The sequence below is a fragment of the Pseudomonas sp. TMP9 genome (genome assembly GCF_037943105.1).
GTDB lineage: Bacteria > Pseudomonadota > Gammaproteobacteria > Pseudomonadales > Pseudomonadaceae > Aquipseudomonas.
This window is the reverse complement of record NZ_CP149803.1, coordinates 1,064,633-1,080,601: the sequence shown is the minus strand read 5'-3', so window position 1 is coordinate 1,080,601 and position 15,969 is coordinate 1,064,633. Positions and strand designations below refer to the sequence as shown.

Genomic DNA, 15,969 nt, shown 5'->3' with positions numbered 1-15,969 from the left:
AATGCACAGCCCTCAGCACAGCGCATGCCAGCCATTAGGCAAAACACAACATATAGTGTTGAGCTGTGATGCCTTACACATCTTCAAAGGTCGTTGTCAAAGCCATTTAACTGGCGACGAGTGGTCATACCAGAGCAACCCCAAGGCCCATGCGGGCTGGCCAAAGTTACCCAAGGTTAACCCACAGGGTTATCCACAAGGCGCACACAACTGTCGCCTTGCAATGATCTGTTTAGCGCTCTATCTTGTATCCCCATCGCGCCAAACACCTATATGTTGGGTTTTGCTGATTTACCGGCCTTAGCACAAACGTCCTGCTTAGGTCTCCTAGCAGGCCAACTCCGGTGGTTAAAACCGTTCTTTGCAACAACCATCCACCGCCCACGCGATGGGTGCTAATAAAGCCCAAACAAAGCGTGACGGTGGCTTTAATTCGGTGTAGTGCCCACAGGCACGCACCACTAGGTATTGTGGTTCTGGCCCTTAACGCCAGCGCCAGTGACTTTTGAGCCAGGAAGGTGCTTGAGTCGTGCCCTTTCCGACCTCAATGATGATGTACGCGCCGGCCCGAGCTGGCGTGTGACGTTGTTACAGCGATGAACGAACGGTCAGCACGCCACGTGTCCAACCTTATAAATACAGAACACGGAGACATTTAATGCATACCGACAGCACTCGCGAGACGCCCAAGGCCGCTGCGCCACAAGCCAGCGACAACCTTGACGTGGCCGCTACCGCGCCAGGTCAGCTGCGTGTGATCAAGCGTAATGGCACCGTGGTGCCGTACACCGACGACAAGATCACCGTGGCCATCACCAAGGCTTTTCTCGCTGTTGAAGGCGGCACCGCTGCCGCCTCGTCGCGTATTCATGAAACCGTTGCGCGCCTGACCGAACAAGTTAGCGCCACCTTTAAGCGCCGCATGCCATCAGGCGGCACTATCCATATCGAAGAAATCCAAGACCAAGTCGAATTGGCCCTGATGCGTTCCGGCGAGCAGAAAGTGGCCCGCGACTACGTGATCTACCGTGAGTCGCGCAGCCAGGCGCGCAAGAGCGTTGCAGCCACTGATATCGCCCAGCCGCACCCCAGCATCCGCGTCACCCACCTCGACGGTACTGTTGCGCCGCTGGACATGGGCCGCCTGGACACCATCATCCGTGAGGCCTGCGAAGGCCTGGCTGAAGTCGATGGCGCCCTGATCCAGAAAGAAACCCTGAAGAACCTCTACGACGGCGTTGCACAAAGCGACGTCAGCACCGCGCTGGTGATGACCGCCCGCACCCTGGTTGAGCGTGAGCCGAACTACAGCTACGTCACCGCCCGCCTGCTGATGGACAACATCCGCGCCGAAGCGCTGAACTACCTCGGTGTCGCGGTCAGCGCCACCCACCATGAAATGGTCGACTTCTACGCCCAAGCATTGCCGGCCTACATCGCCAAAGGCATTGAGCTGGAACTGCTCAACCCGGTGCTGGCCACCTTTGACCTGGAAAAACTCGGCAAGGCGATCAACCACGAGCGCGATCAGCAGTTCACCTACCTGGGCCTGCAGACTCTTTACGACCGCTACTTCATCCACAAAGATGGCGTACGCATCGAGCTGCCACAGGTGTTCTTTATGCGCGTGGCCATGGGCCTGGCGATTGAAGAGAAGCACAAAGAAGACCGCGCCATCGAGTTCTACAACCTGCTGTCCTCGTTCGACTACATGTCGTCCACGCCGACCCTGTTCAACGCCGGCACCCTGCGTCCGCAGCTGTCGTCGTGCTACCTGACCACCGTGCCGGATGACCTGTCGGGCATTTATCACGCCATCCACGACAACGCCATGCTCTCCAAGTTTGCCGGTGGTTTGGGTAACGACTGGACCCCAGTGCGTTCGCTGGGCGCCTACATCAAGGGTACCAACGGCAAATCCCAGGGCGTTGTACCGTTCCTTAAAGTGGTAAACGACACCGCTGTTGCAGTTAACCAGGGCGGCAAGCGCAAGGGCGCGGTCTGCGCCTACCTGGAAACCTGGCACATGGACATCGAAGAGTTCATCGAGCTGCGTAAAAACACCGGTGACGACCGTCGCCGCACCCACGACATGAACACGGCCAACTGGATCCCTGACCTGTTTATGAAGCGCGTGTTCGACGATGGCCAATGGACCCTGTTTTCGCCAAGCGAAGTACCCGACCTACACGACCTCACCGGTAAAGCCTTCGAGGAGCGCTACGAGTACTACGAAGCCCTGACCCAGTTCGGCGGTAAGATCAAGCTGTTCAAGACCATCCAAGCCAAAGATCTGTGGCGCAAGATGCTCTCCATGCTGTTTGAAACCGGCCACCCATGGCTGACCTTCAAAGACCCATGCAACCTGCGCAGCCCGCAGCAGCACGTGGGCGTGGTCCACAGCTCGAACCTGTGCACCGAGATCACCTTGAACACCAACGCCGACGAAATCGCCGTGTGTAACTTGGGCTCGATCAACCTGCCGAACCACATCAAAGACGGCAAGCTGGACACCGCAAAGCTGGAAAAAACCGTCAACACCGCTGTACGCATGCTCGATAACGTTATCGACATCAACTACTACAGCGTGCCGCAGGCGCGTAACTCCAACTTCAAGCACCGCCCGGTAGGCCTTGGCATCATGGGCTTCCAGGACGCGCTGTACCTGCAGCACATCGCCTACGGCTCGGACGCCGCCGTTGAGTTCGCCGACAAGTCGATGGAAGCGGTCAGCTACTACGCCATCCAGGCTTCCTGTGACCTGGCCGACGAGCGCGGCAGCTATGAGACCTTCCAAGGTTCGTTGTGGAGCAAAGGCATCCTGCCGCTGGATTCGCAGCAGATTTTGATCGAGCAGCGCGGCCAGAAGTACATCGACGTTGACCTGACCGAGTCCCTGGACTGGGCACCGGTGCGCGCCCGTGTGCAGAAAGGCATTCGTAACTCCAACATCATGGCCATCGCCCCGACCGCCACCATCGCCAACATCACCGGTGTGTCGCAGTCGATCGAACCGACCTACCAGAACCTCTATGTGAAATCGAACCTGTCGGGCGAATTCACCGTGATCAACCCCTACCTGGTTCGTGACCTCAAAGCCCGCGGCCTGTGGGACTCGGTGATGATCAACGACCTCAAGTACTACGACGGCTCCGTGCAGCAGATCGAGCGTATCCCGCAAGAGCTGAAAGAGCTCTATGCCACCGCGTTTGAAGTCGACACCAAGTGGATTGTTGACGCCGCCAGCCGCCGCCAGAAGTGGATCGACCAAGCCCAGTCGCTGAACCTGTACATCGCTGGCGCCTCGGGCAAGAAGCTCGACGTGACCTACCGCATGGCCTGGTACCGTGGCCTGAAAACCACCTACTACCTCCGTGCTCTGGCTGCGACCAGCACCGAGAAGTCCACCATCAGCACCGGCAAACTGAATGCAGTGTCCAATGGCGGCATCGACGAAGGCTTTAGCGCCGCACCGGCCAAGGCAGCGGATGTAGAAATGAGTGCCGGTCCAGCACCCGTGCCAAAGGCTTGTGCGATCGACGAGCCAGACTGCGAAGCGTGTCAATAAGCGCGCGGATCTGAGCGGCGCGCGCGTTGTTGCCTAGTCGGTCGGCCCCCATCACATACAGTCGTGTGCTCAGGGGCTCCAACCGACCAGGTGCCTAGCGCTCACTCGCTCAGCTACACGCTCGAATGTCGAGCAAAGAGCACAAGCAACACAGCAGTATCGGGAGAAGGGCAAGCAACACAGCCCTCCCCACTTATTACCAGCCCCCGCCCTAACCGGCGTGGGCCTCGGGGCAACGGCCAGCCACTAGAGCCACCCCCGACCAGCGGTACCTGTTTTGCCTTTGCGCGCTGTATGCAACGGAACACACTTAATTTGTATATCCACACAGGTCGGTTATTTCACCGGCCCGTAAGCAGGAGCCAAGCCATGCTGAGCTGGGATGAATTTGACAAGGAAGACGGCAGCGATGCCGTTGTAGCTAACAACGCCTCTGCCCACCTGGCAGACATGAGCTTCGACAAACTCGACCAAGTTGGCGGTGCTGCCGCCGTTGAAGCTCGTGCCGTGGCTGGCGATGACAGTGCTGCTGTAGCACGTGCAAAAGCCTCACTCGACCAACTCGACATCGCCGAAGGCCTGGCCGAGCTGGAAGGCACTGCCGCGCGCGTTGCCGTTGATGAAAAACGCATGATCAACTGTCGCGCCGACCTCAACCAACTCGTACCCTTCAAGTACGACTGGGCTTGGCAGAAGTACCTGGATGGTTGCGCCAACCACTGGATGCCGCAAGAAGTGAACATGAACGCCGACATCGCGTTGTGGAAAACCCCAGACGGCCTGACCGACGACGAACGCCGCATCGTTATGCGCAACCTCGGCTTCTTCTCCACCGCCGACAGCCTGGTGGCTAACAACCTCGCCCTGGCCGTGTACCGCCTGATCACCAACCCGGAGTGCCGCCAGTACATCCTGCGCCAGACCTTCGAAGAGGCGATCCATACCCACGCCTACCAGTACTGCATCGAATCGCTGGGCATGGATGAAGGCGCGATCTTCAACATGTACCACGAGATTCCATCGGTCGCGAAGAAAGCCAGCTGGGGCCTCAAGTACACTCGCTCGATCTCCGATCCGACCTTCAACACCGGCACGGTCGAGACCGACAAAGAACTGCTGCGCAACCTGATCGCCTACTACTGCGTACTGGAAGGCATCTTCTTCTATTGCGGCTTCACCCAGATCCTCTCCATGGGTCGCCGCAACAAAATGACCGGCGTGGCTGAGCAGTTCCAGTACATCCTGCGTGACGAGTCCATGCACTTGAACTTCGGCATCGACGTGATCAACCAGATCAAGATCGAAAACCCGCACCTGTGGGATGCCCAGCTCAAAGACGAAGCCACCCAGATGATCCTGCAGGGCACTCAGCTGGAAATCGAATACGCACGCGACACCATGCCGCGCGGCGTACTGGGCATGAACGCCGCGATGATGGAGGACTACCTCAAGTTCATCGCCAACCGTCGTCTGACCCAGATTGGTTTGAAGGAAGAGTACCCAGGCACCACTAACCCCTTCCCATGGATGAGCGAAATCATGGACTTGAAGAAAGAGAAGAACTTCTTCGAGACGCGGGTTATTGAGTATCAGACCGGTGGGGCGTTGAGCTGGGATTGATTCCGGTCACTCACTAAAGAGATTAAGAGCGCTTTACCTGAAATGGATGTTTGGGGTGGCGATTTAAAGTAAGAGCCCCGCCTAGTGCGGGGCTTTTTATTAACAGACCAAAAAGCTCCACACCATAATCATTAAAAAACTAAACCCGGCATAGGTCTTTATCAAAAATAAAAAATAAACTTTTGAAAACCTAGACATCTCGAAGGAAAAAACTGCAATGCGCTTAGAGGGAATTTGGAAGCGTGATCATATACGTCGAAAAAAAGACTCCGCTCGTAAGGCGCGTATGAATTGCAACTGGCCAATACATGCCGAGATCATTGCTAATGCTTTCAAAAAATTCTCAGAAATTGCGGCCCGTGACGGAGTTTATTTATATATTAACGAGCCATGTTTAAATTTCTCGAAAGCCCTAGCCGAGATTGAAAGCCCTGGACAGTCTAGACCATGGGGACAAACAACTCTAAATTTAAGCTTTGGTAATACTTGGACTGGCGAAGGAGTCGTTAACAGAACTGAAAAAGGCACGGAAAATTCGCCTGACATGGAGATTGGCGCCGCATTGTTTGTGCACCACTCTCCAGCTCAAGGAGTCATTCAAGTATTCTTAGAAAAACCATATATTCGAGCAGGCGACAGCAAGGCATGGAATGGAGAAGGGCTTCTAGTTGAACACACTTTAAATACAGATGACTTAACCCTCCACTGGGCCGAGACACAAATCAATAGACTACTTACTTTTAACAGAGTTGAAAGCGTGCTATTGCGCCCTAGCCAACTAGACAAACTCAAAGTAAGAGCATGGCATTTTCTCGATATTCGAAACCGCAGGGGCTACCTTAAAACCTTCCAACATATATTCACCCAATGGGAATTGGTTGTCCTAGCAGGTGTAATATTTATTGCGGGAATTTTGTTTTCAAACCTCCTGAACTCATAGAATAGGAAAAAGGGGACAGATTTATTTTCTGAGCGACTGCGCTGAACCAACCCTCCCTTTTCGCCCTTGCGGCGAGTTACTTTCTCTTTGCGCGCGCAAAGAGAAAGTAACCAAAGAGAAAGCGCGCCCGGCATCCGGGTTTCGCTGCGCTCAACTCCCCTCGCTACGGGATTCGGGGACCGCGCTGTTTGGGTGATTTGTGGAAAGCGGAGCGAAAGGCAAAAGCGATATAAAAGCAGAGCAACGGCAGCAAATAGCCCGGACAATCACCGCAGCGGTGGATGGGTAAAGCGTCATCCACCCTACGCATACTGTCGTGTAGGGTGGACAACGCGAAGCTTGTCCACCACGGTTGAACGACCCCACCGCTCAAGGATGAGTCGCCATGCCCAACTACCGCCGCGCCCGTGTTGCCGGTGCCACTTACTTCTTTACCGTCAACCTGCGTGACCGCAGCAGCAATCTGCTGATCCGTGAAATCGAGCTATTGCGCGAAACGGTGCGCGCAACGCGGTTGCGGCATCCCTTCCATATCGATGCCTGGGTGGTACTGCCCGAACACATGCACTGCATGTGGACACTGCCACCCGGCGATGCCGACTTTGCGCTGCGCTGGAAGGTCATCAAATTCGCCTTCGCCAAACGTATGCTACTCACGGAGACGCGCACCATAAATCAACAACGCAGGCGCGAGCGTGGCATCTGGCAACGGCGCTACTGGGAACACCTGATCCGTGATGAACGGGATTACCAACGCCACTTCGACTACATCCATTACAACCCCATCAAACACGGGCATGTCGAACGGCTGGCGGACTGGCCCTATTCAAGCTTTCACCGTGCCGTGGCACAGGGGGTGTATTCAGAAGATTGGTGCGTCGAGCCGGAGCCGGCGGCGAGCGGTTTTGGGGAGTGAGCCTGTAACGCACCAACCACCGCAACGGTGGATGGATAAAGTGTCATCCACCCTACTCGCTAAAGCCTGCCTGGCCTCTGGCTATTTTTTCTTGTCGTCTTTACCCACTTCGTGACCAATCACCCCGCCAACAGCAGCGCCAACGCCGGTGCACAGCACGCCGCCGCACAACAAATGACCGGCCACCCCGCCGACCACGGCGCCGCCTGCGGTGGTTTTGTCTTGGTGAGACATATTCGAGCAACCACTCAAGCCCAAAGTGGACAGCAGAATGCCGGTGAACAGCAGTTTTGAAATGCTCATGTGATTGACTCCAGTGCGACAACTTATGCAGTGCGCTGGCGAGTTGCCCGACTGCATAGAAGGCGCAGCGTCATTTTGTACTCATTACGGGTTGCCGTCTGTGCGTCAGCGAGCTTAAGCCACAAAGCGACTAACGCCCTGCTCGCAGACGGTGTAGCGCATGGCAACAGCCAACCAGCGGCAACCCGCGCAGAGGTCCAACTGAAGCCTGCGCCTGTCACCGGCCTGTCACACCTGGACTCGACACTGAGCATTCTGGATACACCAACGAATGGAGCCCTCATGCCTAACCTCACCCTGCCCCGCACGCTGCTTGCTTCAATACTGCTCAGTGCATTGAGCATCAGCAGCCTGTCTGCGGCTGAAATCGACAACAGCTCGCTGGAGTCAGCTGATTTCAGGCAGCACGTTGCCACCTACGGCCTGGTTTACCGTTTGCCGGAAGCGGTTAATGCAACCCTCAACAACAACGTCACGCCGCTGGTGGAGCAGACCTTGCGCGAGCAGAAGCTCAGCGGCGAGTTGAAAACAGTCAATATTCCGCACATCACGGTTGTGCATATCCATAGTGCCGACCCAACCACCCCGGAAAAAATGCTTGCCGCGCTGCCGAAGCCACCGGCACCGCTGATGATCACGCTAAAAATCTTCTCGAAAACCGAAGCCGCCAAAGATGCCGGCCGGCCCTGGTGGATTGACCTGGCCGTGGTCAAACAAAGGGCTGGATTTGAGCAGATGATGAGCTACAACACCGCCGCCACCGCCGCTTTGGCACCACTGCGCGATGGCCCACTGCCGAGGGTGACGGGCCCGGTTTACGCGAAAATGAGCGACGCCGGTCAAGCACTGGTTAAGCAGGTGGGCGTGAGCGGAGTTAACGTCATCAAAGACGGCCAACCGCTGCTAGCACACAACCCGCATAACACCTTGGTGTACAGCATGACCCCGCTCACCGCCGAGCTGAACGCTGGGCTCGACACACTGGTTGCCAAGCTGAATCAGGCGCAACCCGTGGGTATTGAGACGACCCTCAACGATGTGTCCATCGTGCAATTAGAGTTCGCCGGTAACGTTATCCGCGAGCTTTACCGCATCAGCTTGGTTGACGGCAACGTCAGCGACCTACGCAACAGCCAATAGCCTTGGCCCGCTCGTCTCCGCGCCATACGTGGGGATGATCAGCCGATTTTTACGCAGGCAAACAAGGCATTCCCAGACGCCCCGTCCCACGGGATGAGCTTCTGGTAATCATGCGCCAGTACATGCACCTCAAAGTACGGCTGTAGCAGCGCCTGCAACTCAACGAAACTCAGCGCAACCATCGGGTGTTCGTCGTGCCACACCTCGGTTTGCCCGGCTGTCACCTTCTCAATCCGCAGCTTCAATAACTGCTGCTCACCCTCACCCGGGTAATGCCAGCCAGAGCTAAAGATGAACTGGCTGTGGTCATGCTCGGCGTTGTGTGCGGTAAACAGGCTGTTATCGATCTTGCCCTTATCAACCACGTTAAAGCAGAACAAGCCATTGGCGGCGAGCGCCGCATGCACACTGGCGATGCAGGCTTTTAGCCGCTCAATGCCAGCGCTGTAGTGGATGGAATAGAGAAAGCAGGTGATCAGGTCCTGCGGCTCGCTCATGCTGAAAGCGCACATATCCTGCACCGAGAAGTGCGCCTGCGGGCAGCGGATGGCGGCCTTGTCCAACATCGGCTGGTTGATATCCAGGCCGCTGCTGGTGTAGCCCGCATCGAGAAAATAGCGCACATGCGGCCCCGTCCCGCAGGCCAAATCCAGGTGGCGACTGCCGGCGTTGCCAAACAACCGCTGCAGCCGATGGATGCAGTGGCTTTGCGCCTGGTAGTCGATATCGGCGCACATCAGGTCGTAATAATCAGACAGGTCAGTATAGAGGGCATTAACGGGCATAGTGACCTGATGATTAAGGGGCGGTTTTTGCGGGTGGCGCATCATATAGGAAGCCTGCCCCCAGGGAGGCTACCGTTGCGCCGAGGCGCGTAGATTGCACAGCGCGTTGTCAGCGTCGCGTTGCAACGGGTTCGTGCCGAGGGCGTTACAATGCCTCCACCGCTAACGCCCCGGAGCCCGACTGATGTTCACCCTCGTACACCTGGACACCCCGCCACCCGAGTCGCTGAAAAGCCAGGTGCTGCAGATGGTGGTGGACTACCTCAGTGACATCAGCCCGGTGTCACTGACACCCAGCAATCCGCTGTATCAGCTGTACCAATACGTAATCGGCTACGAAATGCATCTGTATTTACAGGCCATGAACAGTGCTTTGGACAGCCGCGCGCAGTTGGTGCTGGCGCTGGATGATCTCGACCCGTCACAGGTGCTGGGCTTTGCCCTGTACCTGCCGGCCAAGGATGACCCCGAGGCCTGCACCCTGGCCTATATGGCCGTGCAGGCCAGCCAGCGTAGACACGGGATTGCTCGGGCCATGCTGCAGCACATAGTCACGCGCCACCCGCATGCCGAATTGGCCTGTGTGGCCAGCAAAGTACCGACCTTCGAGGCCATGGGTTTTCGCGTGCTGGCGGCGCAGGGGCCGCAGGTGCTGATGAATACCCGTGATCACAGCTCGGATGGGCTGTTTGCTGTGCAGGACCTGAGGCCCATCTTCCAGTCCAAGGAAGTCCAGCAGATCCACACCTACCTGCTCAAGCAGCACGGTAAAAAGGCCATGAGCGACGCGGAAAAACAGCGCGACCGCCTGCTCGACCAGATGACCCAGCGCGCACTGACGCTGGTACACGAACGCCGCGCCTCAGGCTCCGTGCACTGAGCCCACTGGGCAGTGGATTAATAACTGGATTGGGTTAACTAACCTGCCACAACCACCGATTTTCCTGTGGCAACAACTTGATTTGTGAATAGTTCCCGATAGAGTGTCGGCCGCCGGCAAACTGTCACTGCGCCGGCCCAACTCTCTACTCAGGAACGAGTACCCCATGTATAAAAAAATAAAGATGTGTGCAGCAGTTCTCGGTATCGCACTGCTGTCTGGCTGCGCATCTGTGCCGATGGAATCAGCGCAGAAAGACCAGGCTCTAAAGGCTTTCCCAGCACCACCTGAGAACCAGGCCGGGCTGTATATCTTCCGCGACTCGATGCTGGGTACAGCCGTGAAGAAAACAGTCAAAATCAATAACGAAGTAGTCGGTGAAACTGCCATGAACACCTACTTCTATCGTGTAGTAAGCCCAGGCCCACTCGTTTTGGCCACCGAGTCCGAGTTCAGTGACAACACCATCAACCTAAATGCTGTAGCGGGTAAAAACCATTTTGTACGTCAGTCGATCAAGATGGGCGTCTTCGTAGGCGGAGCAAAGCTGCAGGAAGTATCCGAAGCAGAAGGTAAGAAGGGCGTAATGAGCACCGAGCTTGCGCGCTAACCTGCCAGACGAACATAAAGCGCAACGACTCAAGCTCGCCTCCCTCAATGCCGAGGGTGGTGTAAGGCAAGTCAACGGTTGCCGCTAGCGTCCTCTGCTACATGCAGATAGCCCAACTACACCGGGTTATCTGCTCTACTCCCCTCAAAAACCCCTGCGCCATCAGCCTACTGCTAATGGATTGGCGGCAATAAACGTGTTCACTACCGCTGCCAATGCCTCGCCCTGGTCTTCTTGTAAGAAGTGGCCGCCATTGACGATGGTGGTGTGAGCCTGGCCTTGGGTGCCGGGGATCAGCTTCTGCATAACCTTGTCGCCCCCGGCCGTGATCGGGTCAGCGTCGCTGAAGGCGGTGAGAAATGGCTTATCCCACTTCATCAACACCGCCCAAGCGGCGCGATTTTTATCGGAGGCGGGGTCTGTAGGGGTGATCGGCACCAGCAGGGGGAATTGTCGGGCGCCTTCTTTGTAGGACTCATCCGGATAGGGCGCGTCGTAGGCGTCGATCACTGCTTGCGAAAGCTCAGTGGTGGTGGCGCGGCTGATGATGGCGCCCGCCGGAAACTCGGGGACCTTCTGTGAGTAGTCCTGCCAGCTTTTGAAGGCGTCACCGGGGTTGTGATCGCCGGTGGGCAACATGGTGTTGGCGGCAACTACGCGGGCAAAGCGCTGTGGGTTTTCCGCCACCAAGCGCAGGCCAATCAAACCGCCCCAGTCTTGGCACACCAGGGTGATGTGCTGCAAGTTAAGCTGCTCAAGCACGGCCTGCATCCAGTCAACATGGCGTTGGTAGGTGTAGTCGCTGCGCTTGCTCGGCTTGTCGGAGCGGCCGAAGCCAACAAGATCAGGGGCGATGACCCGGTGACCGGCGGCGACCAGAATAGGGATCATCTTGCGGTACAGGTAACTCCACGACGGCTCGCCATGCAGGAGCAACACCGGCGGCGCATCGGCAGGGCCTTCATCCAGATAATGCACGCGCAACTGGCCACCTTCGTCGTCATCGACAATCAGGTAATGGGGGGCGAAGGCGTAGCCTGGCAGGTTGGCAAAGCGGCTGTCTGGGGTGCGAAGGACGTGCATAAATAAGCCTCTAGCGCTGGGTGAAACTCAGCATGTACCGACACCCACCCGCGTTCAAGACTGAGCGTGACGTGAATGCTGCCTTATACAGCCGGCAAGGCCGTGCGAGCCGGTGCGCCGCTCGCACGACTGACTAAGGCGCGCCAAACATGGCCGTCCAGTAAATCCCGGCATCGCTTCGCGGGTCGTTGGCGTAGCCCGCGCCCAGCTCGCTGAACTGCGGGTTCATCAGGTTGGCGCAATGGCCGGGGCTGGCCAGCCAGCCGTCGACCACTTTATTCGCGGTGTCCAGTCCGGCGGCGATGTTCTCACCGACGCGCTGGCCGCTGTAGCCAGCAAGTTCAGCGCGGTCGCCCGGAGTTCGGCCGTCGGGGTCTTGGTGGTCGAAGAAGTTGCCATTGGCCATGGCGCGGCTGTGGGCTTCGGCGGTACTGCCCAGCGTGGCATTCCACAGCAACGCGCCGGTGGCAGCGAACGAACGGCCGCCGCATTGACGCGCCTGACTGCGTGCAGCATTGGTCAATGTCAGCAGCTTCTGCCCTTCTGCCTGCCAATCGCCCAAACGTGAAGTCATGAGCGGTCGGGCCAGCAGGATGCGCCAGTCGCGACCCTGCTGGTTAACGCCAATATCGACAAACTGCGGGTCCAGTACGATCGCGCAGAAGCTTTCTTGCAATACCTTTAGCGCTGCCGACGCATCGCGCGGGCCAGACAGGCTGATGGCCTGCACGTTGACCATGGGGTAACCCGCTGCACTCATCGCCTGCTGTAAATCACCGGCGCGACCAACTGGCTGACGCAAACGCGGATCGGCCGTTAAGGGCGGTAACTCAGCAGAAGCCTGCACGCCGCAGCGCTGCACGTGGCTGCGGTAGTCGTTGATCAACTTAACCAGCTGTTGCTCATCAGCAGCCTGCGTGCCGGTCACGCTCAACAGCCCCACTACCAGGGCAGCTAACGCCCGACTGAGTAACCTTGTGCCCATAAAATCCCTCGCCCTGACAATGCCGATACGGCGTGTTTACAAAGGTTGTACGGTGACGGTGGCGCACCTCGCAGGCTTACACCAGCCCCGTGAATACCACGACAGTGATGCCGCACTAGCTGCCACATTGGCCATCGCTCACGGCCTGCCTACCGTGATGCTGGCGCCATATGCAACGGCCGATTGCCAATAGCGTGCTAAAACGACAGCGCCTCCGCAGAAGGCTGCGGAGGCGCATGGGTAAAAGGTTATGGCAGCGCAATTAGCGCCTGCCTGTGAGCGTTAGGTTAGAGCGCGGAGCCGCTCCTCAGCGAGGAAGTCCTCTTCCAGCAGTGCATCACGAGCGGGAATATCACCGGTTTCATCGGCCTGTAACGGCGTGGCGCGCTTGCTGCGCATCTTGCCGAATTGGTGATCAAGCGCGTGGTGCATCTTCTCGATGGCACCGTCGATGGCCTGTTCTAGCGTTTCAGACTTGTGGGTAACAGAGAGCGGTTGCAGGCCTTTTGGCCGTGCTTCGATCTGGCAGCGCTTGTCTTGCGCACCAGCTTTGGCACCGTTGTCATCGTGCAAGTGGACAACAATACGAGTTAATTCATCATCGAAACGCGCAAGCTTGCTCGCTACGCTGTCGCTTACCCACTCAACCAACCGGGCGCTGCCTTCGATGTGGTTATCGCTGTGAACTTGGATTTGCATAAAGCTTTCCTTCTTCAACTGTTCGCGAATGCGTTGCCTCCCAAGGCAACAACTCCAGCCTACGCCATTGAGCCCCCCTTTAGGCAAGCCCTAAGACGTTGGTCTTAGCCACAAACGTGCGCTGCAACGCGCCTTAACACCCTGTAACCCTTGTGCCCTGTACGTTACAGCGCTGCGTTTGATATCAGACAATTCTTTTCAACTCAGGCGTTTACACCCGAAAAAGCAGCTCGTTAGCCGGCTAACTTTTAAGCCGATAACCGGTTTTGAAGATCAGGCCTACCGCCAAGATGCACAGCAGCAGAAAGCCGAGAATCATCACCAGGCTCAAGCCAACGTTGACATCAGATACGCCGTAAAAGCTCCAACGAAAAGCGCTGATCAAGTACACCACCGGGTTAAACAGGGTCACCGTCTGCCAGGCGGGCGGTAGCATGCTGATGGAGTAGAACGCCCCGCCGAGAAAGGTCAGCGGCGTGACAATCAACGCCGGCACAACTTGTAGCTTCTCCCAACCATCGGCCCACACCCCGATGATGAAACCGAACAAGCTGAAGGTCAGCGCGGTGAGCACCAGAAACGCCAGCATCCATACCGGGTATAGAATCTCGAAATCAACAAACAAGCGGGCGGTAAGTAGAATTACCAAACCGAGAATGATCGACTTAGTGGCCGCCGCGCCGACGTAGCCAATAAGGATTTCCAGATAAGACACCGGGGCCGACAGCAGCTCGTAAATACTCCCCGAGTACTTGGGCATGTAGATGCCGAACGAGGCATTGGAGATGCTCTCAGTCAGCAGCGCCAGCATGATCAGCCCCGGTACGATAAACGCACCGTAGCTGACGCCCTGCACCTGGGTCATGCTCGAACCGATGGCCGAGCCGAACACCACGAAATACAGCGAGGTGCTGATCACCGGGGTGGCGATACTTTGCAGCAGAGTGCGCCAGGTGCGCGCCAGTTCGAACAAGTAAATGGCGCGGATTGCATAGAAATTCATCGACGCGACTCCTGTACGAGGTTGACGAAAATATCTTCCAGCGAACTCTGGCTGGACTGCAGGTCTTTGAAGTCAATGCCATGCTGGGCAAGGTCTTTGAGCAACTCGGCAATGCCCGTGTGCTCGCTCTGTGCATCAAAGGTGAAGACCAAAGCGTGGCCATCACCTGCCAGCTCTAGGGCATAGCGCGCCAGTTCGGCGGGGATGCTCGCCAGCGGCTGCTGCAGGTGCAGTGTCAGCTGTTTTTTACCGAGCTTGTGCATCAGCGCCTGCTTGTCTTCCACCAGGATGATCTGGCCTTTGCTGATCACGCCGATGCGGTCGGCCATTTCTTCGGCTTCTTCGATGTAGTGCGTGGTGAGGATGATGGTCACCCCACGCGCGCGCAGGCCACGCACCATGTTCCACATGTCGCGGCGCAGCTCCACATCAACGCCAGCGGTGGGCTCATCGAGAAACAGAATCTGTGGCTCATGGCTCAGCGCTTTGGCGATCATCACCCGGCGCTTCATGCCACCGGACAGCTCGAAAATCTTCGCGTCTCGTTTGTCCCACAACGACAAATCCTTGAGCAGCTGCTCCAGGTAGGCAGGGTTGGGCTTTTTGCCGAACAGGCCGCGGCTGAATTTCACCGTGGCCCAGACGGTTTCAAACACATCGCTGACCAGCTCCTGCGGCACCAGGCCAATTTGCGAGCGGGCGGCGCGGTAATCTTTGATGATGTCGTGGCCGCTTACCAGCACCCGCCCGCCGCCCGGATTAACGATGCCGCAAATGATGCTGATCAAGGTGGTCTTGCCCGCGCCATTAGGCCCGAGCAAGGCGAAAATCTCGCCTTGGCGAATATCCAGATTGATATTTTGCAGCGCCGGATGGCCGCTGGCGTAGGTCTTGCTCAATTGTTGAATCGAGATCACCGCTTGCACAGGACTGCCTTCTCTGGGGGAAAGCGCAATTGTAAGGAACTTGCCAAGGCTTGCGGAAATACTGACGCCCAAACTGAACGTATTTGTCAGCCACGGCGTTGAGCTGCAGCCGACTGGACTGCTAGGCTGCGGTCGGTTTTACCCAAACAAGGAAATAGCTCATGGCTCTTCGCCACTCATTTTTTGCCCTCAGCCTGCTCGCTCTGTTGGCCGGCTGCAGCGCATTACCGACAGCGCATCACGGCGCTGCACTCAGCGACCACTGCAACATCGACAATGTGCAGGGTGCACTCGGGCAGAGCGCCAGCGCGAAACGTATCGAGCAAACGCTGCGACAAGCCAAGGCCCAAACCTTACGCGTACTTGCCCCAGGCGACGCCGCCACCTTGGATTACGACCTGCAACGGCTGAATATTTATATTGATGAAAGCGAAACCATCGTGCGCCTAAGTTGCGGCTAAACCGCGCTCGGTTAACTAAGCCCGATAGACCGGGCATAATGGCGCACCCG

15 protein-coding genes are annotated in these 15,969 nt (G+C 57.1%); 8 read left to right on the top strand and 7 right to left on the bottom strand.

The window, feature by feature from the left end:
• The first annotated feature begins 658 nt into the window (after positions 1-658).
• The 4 genes from WF513_RS05125 (at position 659) to WF513_RS05110 (ending at position 7,044) form a co-directional block, all read left to right on the top strand.
• Positions 659-3,568, top strand: coding sequence for a ribonucleoside-diphosphate reductase subunit alpha (locus WF513_RS05125; RefSeq protein WP_339082066.1), 2,910 nt, complete (start codon positions 659-661; stop codon positions 3,566-3,568).
• A 369-nt stretch (positions 3,569-3,937) separates the two neighbouring features.
• Positions 3,938-5,188, top strand: coding sequence for a ribonucleotide-diphosphate reductase subunit beta (locus tag WF513_RS05120; protein WP_339082064.1), 1,251 nt, complete (start codon positions 3,938-3,940; stop codon positions 5,186-5,188).
• Between the two features lie 217 nt (positions 5,189-5,405).
• Positions 5,406-6,128: a hypothetical protein gene (locus tag WF513_RS05115; protein WP_339082061.1), complete on the top strand. Its 723-nt coding sequence runs from the start codon at positions 5,406-5,408 to the stop codon at positions 6,126-6,128.
• Positions 6,129-6,513: 385 nt separating this feature from the next.
• A complete protein-coding gene (locus tag WF513_RS05110) occupies positions 6,514-7,044 on the top strand; it encodes a transposase (RefSeq protein ID WP_339082059.1) in 531 nt (176 codons plus the stop codon).
• Positions 7,045-7,125: 81 nt separating this feature from the next.
• Here WF513_RS05110 and WF513_RS05105 read toward each other — a convergent pair whose 3' ends face one another.
• Entirely contained in the window at positions 7,126-7,347 is a 222-nt protein-coding gene (locus tag WF513_RS05105) for a glycine zipper 2TM domain-containing protein (RefSeq protein WP_339082057.1), read from the bottom strand.
• 282 nt (positions 7,348-7,629) lie between these two features.
• On the opposite strand from WF513_RS05105, the gene WF513_RS05100 reads away from it, so the two are divergent.
• Positions 7,630-8,487, top strand: coding sequence for a hypothetical protein (locus WF513_RS05100; protein ID WP_339082055.1), 858 nt, complete (start codon positions 7,630-7,632; stop codon positions 8,485-8,487).
• Positions 8,488-8,525: 38 nt separating this feature from the next.
• On the opposite strand, the gene WF513_RS05095 is transcribed toward WF513_RS05100, so the two are convergent.
• Positions 8,526-9,272 carry a class I SAM-dependent methyltransferase gene (locus WF513_RS05095; protein WP_339082053.1) on the bottom strand — a complete coding sequence of 249 codons (747 nt, stop codon included), beginning with the start codon at positions 9,270-9,272 and terminating at the stop codon, positions 8,526-8,528.
• A 184-nt stretch (positions 9,273-9,456) separates the two neighbouring features.
• Between WF513_RS05095 and WF513_RS05090 the strand changes: the two genes are divergently transcribed.
• Positions 9,457-10,152, top strand: a complete 696-nt coding sequence (locus WF513_RS05090; protein ID WP_339082051.1) for a GNAT family N-acetyltransferase — start codon at positions 9,457-9,459, stop codon at positions 10,150-10,152.
• Between the two features lie 166 nt (positions 10,153-10,318).
• Positions 10,319-10,762 (top strand): DUF2846 domain-containing protein, encoded by a 444-nt coding sequence (locus WF513_RS05085; RefSeq protein WP_339082049.1) that lies wholly within the window; start codon positions 10,319-10,321, stop codon positions 10,760-10,762.
• 162 nt (positions 10,763-10,924) lie between these two features.
• Here WF513_RS05085 and WF513_RS05080 read toward each other — a convergent pair whose 3' ends face one another.
• The 5 genes from WF513_RS05080 to WF513_RS05060 form a co-directional block, all read right to left on the bottom strand.
• Positions 10,925-11,845, bottom strand: a complete 921-nt coding sequence (locus WF513_RS05080; protein ID WP_339082047.1) for a haloalkane dehalogenase — start codon at positions 11,843-11,845, stop codon at positions 10,925-10,927.
• Between the two features lie 133 nt (positions 11,846-11,978).
• Positions 11,979-12,830: a CAP domain-containing protein gene (locus WF513_RS05075; RefSeq protein ID WP_339082045.1), complete on the bottom strand. Its 852-nt coding sequence runs from the start codon at positions 12,828-12,830 to the stop codon at positions 11,979-11,981.
• Between the two features lie 282 nt (positions 12,831-13,112).
• Positions 13,113-13,529: an HPF/RaiA family ribosome-associated protein gene (locus WF513_RS05070; RefSeq protein WP_339082043.1), complete on the bottom strand. Its 417-nt coding sequence runs from the start codon at positions 13,527-13,529 to the stop codon at positions 13,113-13,115.
• 241 nt (positions 13,530-13,770) lie between these two features.
• Entirely contained in the window at positions 13,771-14,532 is a 762-nt protein-coding gene (locus WF513_RS05065; RefSeq protein ID WP_339082041.1) for an ABC transporter permease, read from the bottom strand.
• Positions 14,529-15,458, bottom strand: a complete 930-nt coding sequence (locus WF513_RS05060; protein ID WP_339082039.1) for an ABC transporter ATP-binding protein — start codon at positions 15,456-15,458, stop codon at positions 14,529-14,531. The genes WF513_RS05065 and WF513_RS05060 overlap by 4 nt, the downstream gene beginning before the upstream one ends.
• A 161-nt stretch (positions 15,459-15,619) precedes the next feature.
• Between WF513_RS05060 and WF513_RS05055 the strand changes: the two genes are divergently transcribed.
• Positions 15,620-15,919 carry an I78 family peptidase inhibitor gene (locus WF513_RS05055; RefSeq protein ID WP_339082038.1) on the top strand — a complete coding sequence of 100 codons (300 nt, stop codon included), beginning with the start codon at positions 15,620-15,622 and terminating at the stop codon, positions 15,917-15,919.
• The last annotated feature ends 50 nt before the right edge of the window (positions 15,920-15,969 follow it).